The 16211-nt window shown below is 61.5% G+C and carries 15 protein-coding genes; 12 read left to right on the plus strand and 3 right to left on the minus strand.

Annotated features, from left to right (window positions below; all coding sequences use genetic code 11):
• Positions 1-83: 83 nt before the first annotated feature.
• On the minus strand, positions 84-755 hold the full coding sequence (locus WIMU1_RS17925; RefSeq protein WP_062799148.1) for a PaaI family thioesterase: 672 nt from the start codon (positions 753-755) through the stop codon (positions 84-86).
• Between the two features lie 1023 nt (positions 756-1778).
• On the opposite strand from WIMU1_RS17925, the gene WIMU1_RS25835 reads away from it, so the two are divergent.
• The 9 genes from WIMU1_RS25835 (at position 1779) to WIMU1_RS17970 (ending at position 8926) form a co-directional block, all read left to right on the plus strand.
• Positions 1779-2252, plus strand: a complete 474-nt coding sequence (locus WIMU1_RS25835) for a VanZ family protein (RefSeq protein WP_158599248.1) — start codon at positions 1779-1781, stop codon at positions 2250-2252.
• 205 nt (positions 2253-2457) lie between these two features.
• Positions 2458-2991 carry an alternate-type signal peptide domain-containing protein gene (locus WIMU1_RS17935; protein ID WP_062799152.1) on the plus strand — a complete coding sequence of 178 codons (534 nt, stop codon included), beginning with the start codon at positions 2458-2460 and terminating at the stop codon, positions 2989-2991.
• Between the two features lie 2 nt (positions 2992-2993).
• Complete coding sequence (locus tag WIMU1_RS17940; protein ID WP_062799154.1) at positions 2994-3584, plus strand: hypothetical protein; 591 nt, start codon at positions 2994-2996, stop codon at positions 3582-3584.
• A complete protein-coding gene (locus WIMU1_RS17945) occupies positions 3581-4168 on the plus strand; it encodes a signal peptidase I (protein ID WP_062799156.1) in 588 nt (195 codons plus the stop codon). The genes WIMU1_RS17940 and WIMU1_RS17945 overlap by 4 nt, the downstream gene beginning before the upstream one ends.
• On the plus strand, positions 4165-4737 hold the full coding sequence (locus tag WIMU1_RS17950; RefSeq protein ID WP_062799158.1) for a hypothetical protein: 573 nt from the start codon (positions 4165-4167) through the stop codon (positions 4735-4737). Before WIMU1_RS17945 ends, WIMU1_RS17950 begins: the two co-directional genes overlap by 4 nt.
• A 1-nt stretch (position 4738) precedes the next feature.
• The gene (locus WIMU1_RS17955) at positions 4739-6196 is read left to right on the plus strand and encodes a signal peptidase I (RefSeq protein WP_062799160.1); all 1458 of its coding nucleotides are present in this window, start codon (positions 4739-4741) and stop codon (positions 6194-6196) included.
• A 451-nt stretch (positions 6197-6647) separates the two neighbouring features.
• On the plus strand, positions 6648-7427 hold the full coding sequence (locus WIMU1_RS17960; RefSeq protein ID WP_158599247.1) for an SGNH/GDSL hydrolase family protein: 780 nt from the start codon (positions 6648-6650) through the stop codon (positions 7425-7427).
• Positions 7428-7658: 231 nt separating this feature from the next.
• The gene (locus WIMU1_RS17965; protein WP_062799163.1) at positions 7659-8594 is read left to right on the plus strand and encodes a 1,4-dihydroxy-2-naphthoyl-CoA synthase; all 936 of its coding nucleotides are present in this window, start codon (positions 7659-7661) and stop codon (positions 8592-8594) included.
• A gap of 68 nt (positions 8595-8662) precedes the next feature.
• Positions 8663-8926, plus strand: a complete 264-nt coding sequence (locus tag WIMU1_RS17970; RefSeq protein ID WP_062799165.1) for a hypothetical protein — start codon at positions 8663-8665, stop codon at positions 8924-8926.
• A 347-nt stretch (positions 8927-9273) separates the two neighbouring features.
• Here the strand turns inward: WIMU1_RS17970 and WIMU1_RS17975 are convergent, their stop codons facing one another.
• On the minus strand, positions 9274-10323 hold the full coding sequence (locus WIMU1_RS17975) for an alpha/beta hydrolase (RefSeq protein WP_371850305.1): 1050 nt from the start codon (positions 10321-10323) through the stop codon (positions 9274-9276).
• Between the two features lie 726 nt (positions 10324-11049).
• Between WIMU1_RS17975 and WIMU1_RS17980 the strand changes: the two genes are divergently transcribed.
• The 3 genes from WIMU1_RS17980 to WIMU1_RS17990 all read left to right on the plus strand — a co-directional run bounded on the left by WIMU1_RS17980 (position 11050) and on the right by WIMU1_RS17990 (position 14916).
• On the plus strand, positions 11050-11223 hold the full coding sequence (locus WIMU1_RS17980; RefSeq protein WP_157366797.1) for a hypothetical protein: 174 nt from the start codon (positions 11050-11052) through the stop codon (positions 11221-11223).
• A 76-nt stretch (positions 11224-11299) separates the two neighbouring features.
• Entirely contained in the window at positions 11300-13045 is a 1746-nt protein-coding gene (locus tag WIMU1_RS17985; RefSeq protein ID WP_158599246.1) for an ABC transporter ATP-binding protein, read from the plus strand.
• The gene (locus tag WIMU1_RS17990; RefSeq protein ID WP_062799170.1) at positions 13042-14916 is read left to right on the plus strand and encodes an ABC transporter ATP-binding protein; all 1875 of its coding nucleotides are present in this window, start codon (positions 13042-13044) and stop codon (positions 14914-14916) included. Before WIMU1_RS17985 ends, WIMU1_RS17990 begins: the two co-directional genes overlap by 4 nt.
• Positions 14917-14921: 5 nt before the next feature.
• Here the strand turns inward: WIMU1_RS17990 and WIMU1_RS17995 are convergent, their stop codons facing one another.
• Positions 14922-15776 carry an oxygenase MpaB family protein gene (locus tag WIMU1_RS17995; protein ID WP_062799172.1) on the minus strand — a complete coding sequence of 285 codons (855 nt, stop codon included), beginning with the start codon at positions 15774-15776 and terminating at the stop codon, positions 14922-14924.
• Between the last annotated feature and the right edge of the window lie 435 nt (positions 15777-16211).

The following is a 16211-nucleotide window of genomic DNA, read 5'->3' on the forward strand; positions in this document are numbered from 1 at the left end:
TCCTAGTATTGGCAGTCCAGGGCACCTGCGAAGCCGCACATCACGTTGCTGGCCGCCGCGCACCCGACAGGCGCGACGAGCGATCAGGGTTGGCCCGGTTTGAGCTTGATGAACAGCCCATCGGCTTCGGCACACAGCACATCCCCGTTGTGCAGAGTGGCCTTGATGAACACCTTGCGCCCTTCGATCCGGTCTACCCACGACCGGATCGCGAGCTCGGTGTTGAGCGGGGTGATCGCGCGGTAGTTGACAGTCAGATATGCCGTCCTGGTGACACCGCCCGACCCGAGTGCACCGGCCATACCCATCAAGTCGTCGAACGCTACCGCCACCTGACCACCGTGGGCAGCGTTGTTGCCGCCGAGATGGTAGCGACGGAATGTCATACGTGCGCTGACGTTTTCGGCACTCGCCTCGTCCAGTTCATACGGAGGCAGTGTGATGTTGCCTCGCGCCGGCAGATCGATCCGCCCGCCGGACGGTGCACGCCACTCATCGATCGCGACCTCATCGAGCTTCTTGTTCAAAACCTGCAGTGCGTCGATCACCTCGGTGGTGAGCTCTTCGCTGGGACAGGCCGCCTTCACCCGGTCCATGAAGGTGCGGACCTCTTCGATGAACTCGCCGTACCGCGGACCTCCGCGCGTCAGGTCTATGTCGAACGTCGGCCGGAATCCACCCTCATGGTGCACTTCGTCCGCCTGAGCGCTTTCGAACTTTGCGGCAGATTGTTCGAGCGGGCTGTCCTGAGTCATGACTCCGACACTATAGACCTGGGTAGAACATGTTTCCTTCGAGTGCCGGAGCTTGCAGGCGGACGCTGCCCAGGTGTTGAACCCACAGGCTCTGTCGCCCGTTCGTCGCCCTTCCGGCCTACTCGGTCTGACGGGTGCGAACTACAGCGATGGCAGAGATTAGCAGCGTTATGGGTAGTGCACTTCGGCCCACTCGAGTGGTTCGTACATTCGACCGCGCGATTTCCTGCCCGACGTAGCCACGCACCGTACGCTCGTTGGCCGACCACCGAGAACTATATGAATCAGGATTTCGTCGCCGCGGGCCTGGCGGGTCCCGTCCACTCTTCATAAGCACACTCGCTCGTGGAAGTAATGATGGTTGTGGCCTAGGTCGCCACCCGGAGGCGTTGTCCTTCATAAGCGGGGGCTCAGTGAGCCGCAGAGCCGCTATTGGTGTCTCATCTAAGGCCCAGGGGCGGGAAATGCGTAGCGCGTTCCACGTCGACCGAATCGCAATGCGGCAGCTGGCCGGGGGCGATCCTCATTGCCATCGTTAGATTGTTCGGGGTAGCGGCTGCCTGTGATGGATCGCGAGTCGTCGCCACATCAGACCCGGGCGGCAACCACATAATCATTTCCGCGACCAGCCGCGCCAGTAGGCACAGTCATCAACCCTGGCTGTCATCGGAGACTCGGTTCTCGTGTCGGCTTGACTCTTATCGACGCGATCGGGGAGAACTGGCTATTGACGCCAAACCTAGTACAGGAGAATGCACCCATCCGACCGGCGCCGGTCAGAGGGTAAAGCTGACTGAATTAATGCCATCCTGTCCCCGCTCAAGCCGGAAACTCCGCCCACCTCCGCTCAGTACGCGAGGGGCTCTAGCTCGCAAAGCAGAGCCGCGTCAGCGCCGAGGCGACCGGCAGAAAAGAAGTGGTGTCAGCCGAGGTGGCGGCGAACTCACTGGTCACGGCGAACCCGCCGACGATTCGCCTGACAGAACTGCGCCGCGGAGCATCCTGAGTGCTCCACCTCGTCGCATGACACACGGTGATCGCCGTCGTCTGATGATCGGCTCACTCAGCGTCTACATTGCGGTCATCGGATTCATCACGCTGACTCCTCGCGACGACTCACAAAGCAGTCCCGTGGTCGACGCGGTTCTCGGCTTCTTTCACCGCCACGAGGCAACTGCGTGGATGACGTTCTCCGTGCTCGAACGCTCCGCCAACGTTGTTCTGTTCATGCCTCTCGGACTCCTTCTTCTTGCCACACTCGGCCATCGTCGGTGGGCTGCGGCATTCGCGATCGGAGTCACCTACTCGGTATTCATCGAGGCCTGTCAGGCACTGTTCTTGTCGGGGCGGGTCGCGGATCCGATCGACGTGGTGATGAACGGTCTCGGGACCGCAATGGGCATCACTTTAGGCAGGCAAACCTTAGTTACCGCTAGGTCCTGGGGAAATCGCGAACCGCGGCCTGGTAGTGCGCCAGGCAGGCAGGGCGACCAGTAAAAAGTCTCTTTAACGCAGCTGTAACGTCCGGCATTCGCGCGACGACATCCAGTCTGAGATGCATCGAAGTCCAATTGACTTTCACTTGGTCAAACACAGGACATAACGCACTTCTGGTGAAACCATCGCGGCAGAGGTCCAGCATCTCGGTGACCTGATCACCGAACCAACGCGGCCCGGGGGGCCCAGATTTTCGAGGTGAAGAATGAACCGTAATGCCAAAGGCGCTCTCGCTGCCGGTGCCGCTGTTGTTGTCCTGCTGGGAGGTGCGGGGTCATATGCACTGTGGAGCGATTCCGCTTCGAACACTCCGGGCAACGTGACCACCGGTGAGCTGAAGCTGACGGCGTCGGGAACGCCCGCGTGGAAAGACATCTCCACTGACGGGGTTGTCGGCGGAACTACGGTTAACCCCCTGACGGACTTTCTGGTCCCCAAAGACACTTGGGAGTACACCTCCACCTACACAGCGGTGGCGACGGGCAAGAACATGAACGCCCAGGTCACGGTCAACCCGGGTACCGGCGGCACGCCGCCCACTGGCGTCACCATCACTCCCGCCGCCTCGGTCGACGGTACGGCGCCCACAGGCAGCGTTGTGACGATCACTCCCGGTACGCCCCACACCGTGGTGGTCAAAGTGACTGTGGCCTTCTCTGACGTGACCGGCACCACCAGCCAGAATTCAGCGGTGAACGTGTCGAACATGTCCGTCAGCCTGAATCAGGTTCGTCCCTGACGATGACGCGGTCGGGTCTCGCCCGGCTCCTGGTACTCGGGATATTGGCCGTGGTGGTCGCACTGTCGGTGGCGGCAGTGCGATCCACAGGCGCCCTCTGGTCTGACCGCGCCACCACTGGCGCCGCCACGCTCAACACCGGGCAACTAAAATTGGTGGCAGGCACCGGTTCGGGAACGACGTACCAGTTTCAGGCGCTGAACGGGTCCGGGATCCTGACGGGCCAGCCAATCCAGGCGCCGTTGGCCATCACCAACAGCGGCAGCACACCGCTGCGCTACAAGCTCAATGCTGCAGGGCCGCAGGTAACCACGACCGGCCATTCCGTCAGCGTGTCGTTGTCGGGAACAGTGCTGCCCACGGGCGGTAGCTGCGGGGCGGGCACAATGCCCGGCGCCGCCGCGTTCACAGCGTTCACCGCCGGCAGCTCCAGCCAGGCCGCTACGAGTTCGTGGCGTTCACTGGCGAAGGGGGCGACCGAGACCTGGTGCATCAGAAGCACTTTGCTGACGGTCAATGGAACGGGGTCGCCTAACTTCTCCACCTCATTCACAGTGCTTTTCACCTTTGGATCCGAGCAGACACGATCATGACCGCACAGCGTTACCTCACTCCACCGACGACGGGGGGTGACGACCGCCGGCACGGACCGATGTGGTGGTTGCTGCAAACCGCCACATGGGTTGTTCTGTTGGGTTTGATCGCAATTCTCATGGCAGCCATCGTGATTCCCAAGCTCGCCGATGGGCAGCCGTACACGGTGCTGACCAGTTCGATGAAACCGGATTACCCACCGGGAACACTGATCGTAGTCCGCAAAATCGACCCGTCGAGCCTGGCGATCGGAGACGTTGTCACCTACCAGATCCGGTCGAATGAACCCGATGTGATCACCCACAGAGTTGTTGGCTTCACCTTCGACCAGCAAGGCAACCGACTACTCACCACACAAGGCGATGCAGTCCCTGTGCCCGATGAACGCTCAGTTCAGCCGGCACAAGTGCGTGGCAAACTCTGGTACTCGATTCCGTACCTGGGTTACGTCAACAGTTGGATCACGGGTGCGACTCGGATGATCATCGTCTACGCCATCGCCGGAATACTTGTTCTCTACGCCGCAACACAATTCGTGGGCTCATTTCGTGAGCGTCGCGCGGCGAAGGACGCAAGACGATGAAGATGATGCGAGCTGCTGGATCAGTTCTGATCAGTCGGAAGTTCCGAGCGCTTCTCTCGGTCGGGATGCTCGTCGGTGTCACCGTGGTGGGAACCCTTGCGCTGTGGTCGTCTACCGTGGCGACCCAGTCGGGCGTCTTCACCACCGCCACCATCAACATCCAGGCGAATACCTCCAAGAACGCATCCCTGACGTTTGCCCCCAGCGGAATCCTGCCAGGCCAATCGACTGCCACGCTCGTGACTGTCACGAACACCGGGTCAACTGCATTCCAATACGCGGCGTCGGCGGGAAGCAGTACCGCTCTCGGTCAGGCGATGACAGTGACGGCTGCTGCCGGAGCCACGGCCACGAGCGGCAAGTGCACCGGCGGAACCACTCTCGCCACCAACTCGGCCATCACCTCTACCACCCCGACTACGTTCATCAGCAGCCGCGGCCCAGTCGCAGCCACAACCGGAACCGACACCATCTGCCTTCAGCTCAACCTGCCGCTCACCGCGCTCGCCACCCTGGCCGGAACCACCGGGTCCGTTGTGTTCACCTTCACCGCCAGTGCAGGTTCATGAGATGAACACTCGGGCACGGAAGATCATCACCGAGGTTGCGCTCACTGTCGGCGCGATCGCCGGAGTGCTGTGCGTGGTTGCTGCAGTTGTCAGTGCTTCATTCGGACTGTCGCCGCTGGTATTTCGTTCAAACTCGATGGCACCGGCGATCGATGTCGGCGACGTAGCGATCTCCCGTTCCGTTCCCGCTGCTGATGTCCGTCCCGGCGACATCGTCAGCGTGTCGCGGGCCGACGGCACACGCATCACCCACCGCGTGGTGTCGATCGACGCACGTGTCGGCAACTCCACCACCATGACCCTGCGCGGCGACGCGAACAACGTTGCCGACCCTGAGCCTTACACCGTCACCTCCGCCGAACGAGTTGTCTTCAGAGTCCCAGGATTGGGCGTTGTGTTGACGTTGTTCGCCAACCCGTATTCCTGGATGATCGCGGCGCTGCTGACACTCGGCCTGCTGTTTGTGGCGTTCCGTCCTGACAAGAAGCCCCGGGAGATGAGTTCGGGGCGCCACTCCGCCATACCGTCCACTCAGAAGCGCGGCGTGACGATCGCGATGCAGGGCGTTGTCGTGGCGGTCGTTGTCGCCACCGCAGTGACCGGCTATGCCAGAACACACAGCACCCTTGCAGCACTGACCGATTCAGCAACCGCGACGGGATCGGTGTCAACTTCCCGTCCGCTGGTCCCAGCGTCTTTGTCCTGTGCCAACGTGTTTCCAGGAACGGTGAACCTTTCGTGGCCCAACCTCGTCAGTGCACACGGATATAGCTACGAGCTTGTTTTCGTGCCAGTGATCGGAACACCCAGAACTGTTGTTCTAGCTGCCTCGACCGCCAATCCGACCATTCTCAACGTGTCGAACACCTCCCCGCTTTTTCCGCTGGTCGGCATTTACAACGTCGAGCTGCGCAGTAAAGTGGGCAACTTCCTGTCCATAGGTAAGCTGACCATCCGCATTCAGGAAGGCTTCGGCGCCGTGACGTGTGGGCAGACCAGCGGCACGCCGTCGCAGACCGCGGCGGCCGCCCGCGTCGCGCCGGCTCCCACCACAACGACATCGTCGACAGCGCCGACGACACCCACTTCGAATGCCCCCACCACAAGCGCATCCGCGGAGGCGACACCGACCACAGCCACGCCGCCCACTACATCGAGCGACGCTCCGGCACCCAGTTCCGTACTACCGCCCACCACCACCTCAGCATCGACCCTCGACAGCGACTCTCCAGGAGGAACCTTCACTGCGAAGTCGACCGACGGGTCGGTGATCATTCGCGACAAAGCGAGCGGTGCGGAGGAGTTCCGAACCGAAATACAAGCGACCAAGCTCGACTGGGCGGACGACACGACGCTCCGCGTCACAGCACTCGATGGCACCGTAACTACGGTGACCCGCACAGACGGGCTATGGGTCTCGGGCGGAAGCGCCTTGGCGACCGCGCCTACTGCCGGCTGACTACCCGCCTCCAGTCAACACAGCGTTCCACGGCTGTGGAACGGCCAATGACGGTGCCGAGGTTAGCGCTCAAGTAATCGATAGTTAGGGAAATGCATTCTCTAACAGGAACACTCAGTCTTTTTGTTGACCGTCTACGCTTGCGCGATGGGATCTCGGGGAATTTACAAACGCCGGCAGCGTATCCAACTAGCCGTCGGAATTGTTCTAGTTGCACTGATTGGATTGGTAGTTGTCGCGGCCAGTCTTTACCAGCCAGGTTAGGACGACGGATCTTCGTGCGAACAAAGGGCCTGATCAAAGGACTAATAATCCTGGGTCATCACACGATGAAGTTGACCAGCGTGACCGTCTAGATCATCTCGTTGGGACGCTGGCGCCGCGAGATGAGATGATCCCAGACATGGGTGTTACACGGCGGCAATTACCCGCCATTAGAGGCAAGGCCATCGTGGGTATCGCAATAGCGGTCGCCGCCCTGCTACTGATTGTCGGCGGGCTAATCTATGACCAGAATCGGTCAAGTACTGACAGCGCCGCTCCGCAGGTCACGCTTTCTACAACCGAGGCGCCAGGCCCAATGCCGCCACTACTTGCGGTCGTGGGCGACAGCTACACCGGCGGCTCCGACATGGGCGGTCGGGGCGCTCAGAATTGGCTCCCCCTACTTGCCGAAAAACTCGACTATCTGCCGTGTGGATTTCCAGTTGGCGGAAGCGGATGGACTTCCGGTCGTAGCGGTTTCACCTTTGGAGCCCGGGTTGACTGGGCAGTCGAACTGGATCCAGACCTGATCATCTTTTTCAACGGCGTCAACGATCTAAAAAGTCCGACAACCCAAGCTGGGAGGGATGCCGATGCGGCGTTGTCCGACTTGCGTGCGAAAGATCCAGACGTACCAGTCGTCGTCATCGGGCCCGTCTTAGTGCAAGATGCGTCGGCGGGCAAGACGAAAGAGATGGCAAACGGCATCCGGGCCGCGACGTTGAAACACGACGCGTTCTGGGTGGATCCTGTGGCCGAGGGCTGGTTCGCTGGACCGGATCGGGAACTGATCGGTTCCGACCAGTTCCACCCGACCAACGAGGGCATGGCGTACCTGTCGCGGAAGATCGAAGAAAGTCTGACCGCTTTGAATTTGGCTAAACTACCGGAGCGGAAGCGAGACTACTGGGCCTGCAACGTGCCGACGGTGCCGGACCCGACGACTCCGACGACTCCGCCCCAGTAAGGTCCATCGCGCCCGTCAACAGCCTTCGTCGATGATTCAGATCGGCCGTGACCGCACGGCGGCATACCTTTGAGAATCTGAACATAAGGTTGTTTCGGCGGCCGTTGGGCGAATCGTCGATCGCGACGTCGACGTTAATGTGCTCCGTCACAGGCCATATCGAATGGCATACTTCCGGGCACCTCCCCGTCCATCAATCGCACATATCACCACGACGTAGGCTCGATCACCATGAGCACACCATCTGATCAGCCTTTCGATCCCACGCAGTGGCGCGTTGTCGACGGTTTCGACGATCTGACCGACATCACCTATCACCGACATGCCGGTGAAGGCCGGGTTCACGGCATTGTCCGGATCGGCTTTGATCGCCCTGAGGTGCGCAACGCTTTTCGCCCACACACGGTGGACGAGCTCTACCGTGCCCTCGATCACGCCCGGCGTAGCCCAGATGTGGGAGTCATCCTGCTGACGGGCAACGGACCCAGCGAAAAGGACGGCGGCTGGGCCTTCTGCAGCGGCGGCGATCAGCGAATCCGCGGGCGTTCCGGCTACCAGTACGCCGGTGGGGACACCGCGGACACTGTCGATTCCGCCCGGGTGAAGGCTGAGGGCGGTCGCCTGCACATCCTGGAAGTGCAGCGACTGATCCGCACCATGCCCAAGGTGGTGATCGCCGTTGTCAACGGGTGGGCAGCCGGCGGTGGCCACTCGCTGCACGTGGTGTGCGACCTCACCCTGGCGTCGCGCGAACACGCCCGCTTCAAACAGACCGACGCCGATGTGGGTTCGTTCGACGCCGGGTACGGCAGCGCATACCTCGCGAAACAGGTCGGTCAGAAGAACGCTCGAGAAATCTTCTTCCTTGGCCGCGCCTACGACGCAGAAGCCATGCAGCGCATGGGGGCGGTCAACGAGGTCGCCGATCACGCCGAGTTGGAAACCACCGCGATCGAATGGGCCAAGACCATCAACGGGAAATCGCCTACGGCTCAACGGATGCTCAAGTTCGCGTTCAATCTGACCGACGATGGCCTGACGGGCCAGCAGGTGTTCGCCGGCGAAGCAACCCGGCTGGCCTATATGACCGACGAAGCCGTCGAGGGCCGAGATGCGTTCTTGGAGAAACGTTCACCGGAGTGGGAAGAGTTCCCGTTCTACTACTGAAACGGGCGTGGTGATTGTCACCCGCTCTGGGGCGAACCCGAGCGCGGTGACGACCACATACTGGTCTGATGATTCCACCAGCTCTGTTCTACGGCCTGGTGCTGCTGAACCTGCTTTTCGTCACCGGCGCGTGGTGCTTGGCTCGCCCCAGCCGTGCGGCGGCAGTCGTCCTGATATTTGTTTCGGTCCTCTGGGTGTTGTTCAACGGACCGATCGAAGGTCATGTGTTGCTGTCGTACACATACCAAAATGGGCTGACCGAGTCGGATCTGTTGTCGTTGGCAGGCCTCATCATCGCGCTCAGAGCTTTGTGGATACGACGGCGTTGGTGACAAATCAGTCCTTTTTATCTCTGACGATTTGGCCGATCGGGCCCCCAGTTCGGTGACCTCCGAACAGATGACTTTTGTATCGATTCCCCAATTCGATACGCGAGGCCGACTCGACAATGCAACAGTTCATTCGGGTTGACGAAACAAAAGCTTCGAGTACCGGGGTGGCTTCACGGCACTGGTCAGCCCAGCCGTATCGACGAAAGGGACTTACATGACCTCCACAATGGACATCGACTTCTTGGAAATCATCGCCTTCTTCATCGGCTTGATGGGCTAGACACACCGTCATAAAAAACACGCCCCCAGCAATGCTGGGGGCGTGTTTTTGTGGTTATAAGGCCCGCTCAGGCGCCGATCGCTCCGCCGAGCTGCGGCCACGAACGATGCAGCTGGTCCTGCCAGTAACCCCATGAATGGGTGCCCACCGGCGGAACATCAAACGTCGCGGGAATCCGGAGCGTATTGAGGCGGTCGGCAAGCAAAGCCGTGCAGATACCGGTTGCGGCTTCGATTCCGCCACCGACAACCACCTGATCGGCAAGCTTTGTCGGATCGTTCACATATGCCAGGCTCTCGTACGGACCCGGAAGACCCGTCGCATTCGAGATGTACAGCGAATGACCACGCAGGCCCTCAGCATTGATGATCGGGTCGTTGGCGCGCCATCCTGGGCCGTCGTAAGGGCCCCACATGTTCACCGGGTCACCGCCGCCACGAGCCTCAACAGTGATGCGGATGTATATCTGACCCAATCGGCTCGCCGTGGTGGCACAGCCGCTGTACGAGCCCACGGCCTCATAAAGCTCGGGATGTTCGATGGCGAGGTTCAGCACTGAGGTGCCGGACGACGAAATGCCCGCGATCGCGTTACGACCCGACGTGTTCAGCGCTGAGTCGATGATGGGCGGCAACTCCTTGCCGAGGAACGTCGACCACTTGTTGCGGCCGAGCTCCGGGTCATCTTGTTGCCAGTCGGTGTAGTAGCTGAACGCGCCGGCGTTGGGGATGACCACGTTGGCGTTCTTGTTCGCGAAAAAGTCCACGACGTCGGTCCTGGCGAGCCATGTGGCCGCATCCTCGCCGCCACCGGCACCGTTGAGCAGGTACAACGTGGGCCTCGGCGCCGATTGGTCCTTCGGCAGGATCACTGACAACGGGATGTCCCGGTTCATGGAGGCGGAGTACACCACCAGGTCGAGCCGTTTCGGTCCGACCTTGTTCACCGCTTTGAGAGTCGAGCCGCCCGGGGACGATATGCCCGGCGTCGGGATCATCTCGGCAGAGGCGGGGGCCGCAGTCAGCATCGATGCACAAGCCGCGGTAACCACAGCTGCAGACAGCAGGCCACGCCAGGATCGGGCAGAGAAGTTCAGTCGTCGCACAGTTCGCGTCACGGGGGAACAATATCCTGGTCATCAGTCTCGTGTGCGCCCAGTAGCCGATTCGATATTCGCCTGTCCAAAACACCAGGTCAGGGGCTCGAGTCACAAGCTGCCCCCGGCGGCCAACCGCCTGCCCGACGGATCGAAATGCCATTCGCGCCCGGCTGATTCCGGTCCACCGGGAGTTCACCGGACGTTTCAGGAATGTGCACCCTGGACACCCATTCAATAAAATAATTCGCGAGTTGAAAGACTTAATGTTCGCTGGTCAAACGCACTTTCGCGCTTGAAGTCGTCTCCATTTCCCATTCTTTTTCCGCGAATGGGGTGACAAAGATAACCGGAGATGCCATGGTGGATATCGGCTCGGTTAGTCGGGGGATTCAAAAACACGAGCATGCGCCTCGGCAAACTCCGGCCTGTTCATGTAGTCAACACAAAGGAGATTTCAATGGGTTCGCTGGAAGATGTTGATTTCGGTGCTTTGCTGCAAATTCTGCTCGGCCTCCTGGCCGGCGGCGAAGATGGCGGCACCGCTACCTAGAGCTTCGTTTCGTCCCCGGGATGACCCGTCATCCCGGGGACGTTTTCGGTTGCCCCCTCAAAAAAAGACAACTCGTCGCTTGACCGATTCAGCGACCCGTTGTGGCGCAGCACTTTTGGCCTGACCTGCATGATCGCTTCCTTGGCGAACTATTCACGTCGAAGATGCTGACAAGTCGCCGCGAAGGTGACATTGTGAGACCGGTTCGCCGCGAACACGGCGAACAGCTCAGCGTCGACGACCTGGGCCGCACTTGGGAAGCACGTCGAAAGGACTCGAAAATGACCTCATCAGAAACAGGCTTGCTCGCTTTCATCCAGCTGCTCGGCGGACTCCTCGCCGGACTCGCCTCGGGAAGCGCAAACTAGTAGCCCTGAGTCCTAGTTCTCTATTGATTACACGTCCCCGCGGCGCGCTTCTGCGCTTCGGGGACGTGTGATGCATATGGCCACCAATATCAAGCGACCACTCCGAGCTGTATTGCTGCCGCACTTGCGGCCATTCCGCTGGACCCTCGTCCTGCTCTTCGTGCTCCAACTCACGGCGGCGGCCACCACCCTGCTGCTGCCGAACCTGAACGGCCGCCTTGTCGACGACGGAATTGCCCGCGCCGACATGGACGCGATCGTCACCATTGGCGCGATCATGCTCGCGCTCGCCCTCACCAACCTGTGCGCCTCGGTCTTGGCCACCGTGATCGGTTCCCATATCTCGACCAGCGCCGGCCGGTCCATCCGTAACGCGACGTACTCCCGAGTGCAGTCGTTCTCCGACACCGATCTTCAAAGGTTCGGTATCCCCACTCTGATCACCCGCAGCGCCAGCGACATCAACCAACTTCAGCTTGCTGTGTTTGTCGTGATGACCGTGCTCGCTTCCGCGCCGGTGCTTGTCATCGGCGGAACGGTGATGGCCTTGAGCGAGAACTACAAACTGGCTCCCCTGGTGGTTCTAGTCGCCGCCGCGCTGACTGCAGTCGTCATTGTCATCGTCCGCAAACTCATCCCCTCGTACGAGAAGCTTCAGATGCGCATCGATCGCGTCGGACGAGTTCTCCGAGAACAACTCACCGGCATTCGCGTCATCCGGTCGTTCGGCCGCGAGGAACTCGAGATGTCGCGCTTCGACGCTGCGAATACAGACCTCACCGCAACGGCGCGACGTATCGGAGCCCTGCAGGCTATGTTGCTGCCGAGCATCATCTTCATCGCGAATCTCGGGGCCGCCGCAGTGATCGGTGTCGGGGCCGTTCTCGTCGACAATCAGACGATGGAGGTCGGCGGCATCATCGCGTTTGTCGGATACCTGACCCAGATCCTGATCGGACTGTCCATCGGCGCCGCGATGATCGCACTCATCCCCCGCGCACAGGTGAGCGCCCGTCGCATCAAGGAAGTGCTCGACACGGAACCGTCGGTGCAGGATCCCCCGGCCGACCGGACACCGTCGTCGCGGACGGGTTCGCTGCAGCTCGACGGCGTCGGCTTCCGCTATCCCGGCGCGCAGCACGCGGTGCTCATCGACATCGACCTGGTGTGCCGCCCTGGAACAGTCACCGCCGTGCTTGGCGGAACCGGCGACGGCAAGAGCACGCTGCTCAAACTGATCCCCCGATTCAGCGACGTCACATCCGGGCGGGTGCTGATCGACGGAGTGGACGTGCGGGAGCGGCGACGAGACGTGTTGCACAAGGACATCTCCTACGTCTCGCAGGCACCGTCGTTGATGTCGGGGACGCTCGAAGCCAATCTGCGGCTCGGATGCCCCGAAGCCACCGACGACGACCTCCGCGCCGCCCTCACCACGGCGTGCGCGGCCGACTTCGTCTTCTCCCACGAGATGGGACTTGCTCAACCGGTGCGACACGGCGGGAGAAACTTCTCCGGCGGCCAACGGCAACGCCTCGCCCTTGCCCAGGCCATCGCCGCCAAACCACGTCTGTTGCTGCTCGACGACCCGTTCTCAGCCCTCGATGCCGAGATCGAAAGTGTCATCAAACACCGACTGCGGCAGTCCCTTCCGGATGCCGTCATCCTCCTGACTGCCCAGCGGGTGTCGTCGGCTCGCGGAGCAGACACCATAGTGATCCTGACTGACGGCCGCATCGATGCCCGAGGTTCGCACGACGAACTGTTGGACTCCAGTGCCACGTACCGCGAGATCCTCGATTCCCAGGCTGCCCTCGCATGAATCTGAAGTGGCTGCTGGCCAGGCTGACTCATGAACGCCGCAAACTCGTCACCGTCGGGTTGCTGGCATCGACCAACGTCGCGGCACTGATCGCCGGTCCGCTGATCTTGGCCGGAATCATCAACGCTCTGTTCACCGGTGCCATCGGCATGACACTCCCCCAGGGGTTGTCAGCCGCCGAGGCGGAGGCCCAACTACGCGCCGAGGGCCGTGGCAGTTATGCAGACGTGGTGGCAGGCGCCGATGCGGTGCCCGGGGTCGGCATCGACTTCCGTACGGTCGGCACGCTTCTCGCCGTGCTGGTCGTCGTGTATGCCATTGGAGCGCTGGGTACGTGGACGCAAGCCGCAGCGGTCAACAACCTCACCCAACGGGCGATGAACCGTTTGCGGGCCGATATCGAGTCGCACATTCACCGTCTTCCTGTTGCCTACTTCGACACCGCGGCGCGGGGCCAGATGCTCACCAAGGTGACCGCCGACATCGACAACGTGTCATCCGTGTTCTCACCTCTATTCGTGAAACTTCCCGGTGCAGTGCTGACCGTTGTCGCGCTTCTGGTCGTGATGCCGATCATCTCCTGGAAGCTGACTCTTGTTGTGCTCGCTTCCATTCCGCTGATCATCGTCGCGGGTGTATTGATCGCCAAGCGATCACGACCCCACTTCCAGGATCAGATGGAGGCAACCGCCAAACTCACCTCACAGATCGACGAGGGCTACGCCCAACTCCACACCCTGCGGGTGTACGGGGCGCAGAACCGGGCCCGTGACGAGTTCGAGGCCACCACCGAACGGCTCGCGCGATCATCACGCACCGCGCAGTCGTACGCGGGCTCCATTTCGCCCGTCCTACAGGCGATCACCGCATTCGGATATCTGACAGTCGCCATCGTCGGCGCAATCCAGGTGGTCGGTGGATCGCTGACCGTCGGGCAGGTCCAGGCCTTCGTGTCGTTCTCGAGGATGTTCAGTCAGCCCGTCAACGAACTCACCTCCATGATGGCCCAACTCCAGGCCGGGCTCGTATCACTCGGCCGCATCAAGTCTTTGTTGGCCGAGCCCATCGAAGACGCCCCGGCGGTCGAGGACTCGGCAAAGCAGGCCATCGGACGTCACAGTGCACCACCGGCCATCGCTTTCGACAAGGTGCGATTCGGATATCGCCGGTCCACCGAAGACGACACCAAGACCATCGACGTCATCAAGGACCTCTCGTTGGAGGTCGAGGCGGGATCAACGGTCGCGGTGGTCGGGCCCACGGGTGCCGGCAAGACCACACTCACCAATCTGCTTCTGCGGCTCTACGACCCGTCCTCGGGATCAATCCTCGTGGACGGCGAGCCGATCAACACCGCACCCCGGTCGTACGTACGCGGCCAGGCAGCCATGGTCACCCAGGATCGCTGGTTGTTCACCGGCACCATCGCCGAGAACATCGCGTTCGGCAACCCATTCGCCACCCGCGTCGACATCGAGGGAGCAGCTCGCGAGAGTCATGCGCTGCAGATCGTCGAGGCCCTGCCCGAGGGCTTCGACACCGTCATCGGCGACGGCGGAACCACGCTGAGCGAGGGGCAGATGCAGCTCCTCACCATCGCCCGGGCCATGATCGCCCGCCCGCGCATACTCGTGCTCGACGAGGCGACCAGTGCCGTCGACTCACGCACCGAGCTGCTCATCGCCCGAGCGCTCGAGGCACTCACCACTCGCACCACCACCATCGTTGTGGCACATCGACTTTCCACCATCCGCGAGGCCGACAGCATCGCGGTCATCGAAGACGGCGTGGTGGCAGAGCAAGGAACCCACGACGAGCTCTTGGCCCGGCAGGGACGTTACTCGGTGATGTACAAGTCCCAGTTCGAGTGATCGGATCAGACCAGCGGTCGGCCCAGTCGGCTACGAATCCGCGCATCCCAGAGCAGTAGTCGAAAACCCAACTGCGAGAGCCATAGTGGCGTCTTGCGTTCCTTCTCGACGAGCTTCCCGACATAGTCGTCGAACCATTCCTGGTCCGCCTGCGTCCACGGAACGCGCAGCGCCTCCCGAAAGGGTTGGGGCAGATACCCGATGGTGCGGCGATACTTGACCGGCCCGTACCGCTTCTTGATGGCGGGGTGCGCGTAGTCGAAGTTCGCGATCCCGAGGAGGAACTCACGCACCTCGTCGCTGATCGAGATCGTCGCGGTCTGCTCGTCCCAGTATTCGGTGAACGCGTCGCGGTTGGCGGGCCAGGCCTCGGCCGGCATCTGCAGGGTGGTTCCGCACACTTTGCCCTGCTGATAGAACTGCTCACGCAGCTCACCGGTCAGTGGACCGTGCACGCGTTCATAGATGTCTTCCCAGCCGAAATACAGACAAGCGGCGACCCACAACTGCAGGTCGATGTTCATGGCGTTGTACGGCACCGGACTGTCGTCGTCCGACCTGACCTGCACATGCTGACGGTTCACGGCCTGGCGAAACCGGCTGCGGTCGTCGGCATTGCCGAACACCGCCACCGCCAAATACGACCCCGTGGTGCGGGCCCGCTTGATCGGGTGCAGATCAAGACGCCCGTTCTCCACCTTGCTCCTGGCTACGCCATAACCCACCGCCGGATTGGCCAGCTGCATGATGACGTTCGACGTGCTCATCGTGCGCCCCATCGACAACAACGACCTGGCGAACACACTGCTGTCGAGGCTGTCCATCTCCTCCCGGGACATCCTCTGACTGTTCTGGCTCATCCATCCACCCTTCAATCTGATAACAGGTGTTTCCAGATTAGCGGGTGGTGGAGTTTGGTGGGCGGGTGGTGTTGGTGTTTGGCCGTGTGTGGGGGCCGGGCGGGGGTTGGGCCCCGTGAGCCAAACTCGTGTTAGCTCGGTCTGCAGACCGAGCGAATCCCGGCAACGCGAGCGCACCTGAGCCCCAGCGCACCAAACCCGCAAACGCTCGCCCTACAGACCGAGCAAACCCCAGCACCCCGAGCGGGCCCGAGCCCCAGCCCACCAAACCCGCAAACGCTCGCCCTACAGACCGAGCAAACCCCAGCACCCCGAGCGCGCCAGAACCCCAGCCCAACAAACTCACAAACGCTCGCCCCGCAGACCCAGCAAACCCCAGCACCCGAGCGCACCGGCGTCGCAAACCCGCCGGCAACTCATCGATAAACGGCGAGC

The sequence above is a fragment of the Williamsia muralis NBRC 105860 genome, from assembly GCF_001598915.1.
Taxonomy (GTDB): Bacteria; Actinomycetota; Actinomycetes; order Mycobacteriales; family Mycobacteriaceae; genus Williamsia; species Williamsia muralis.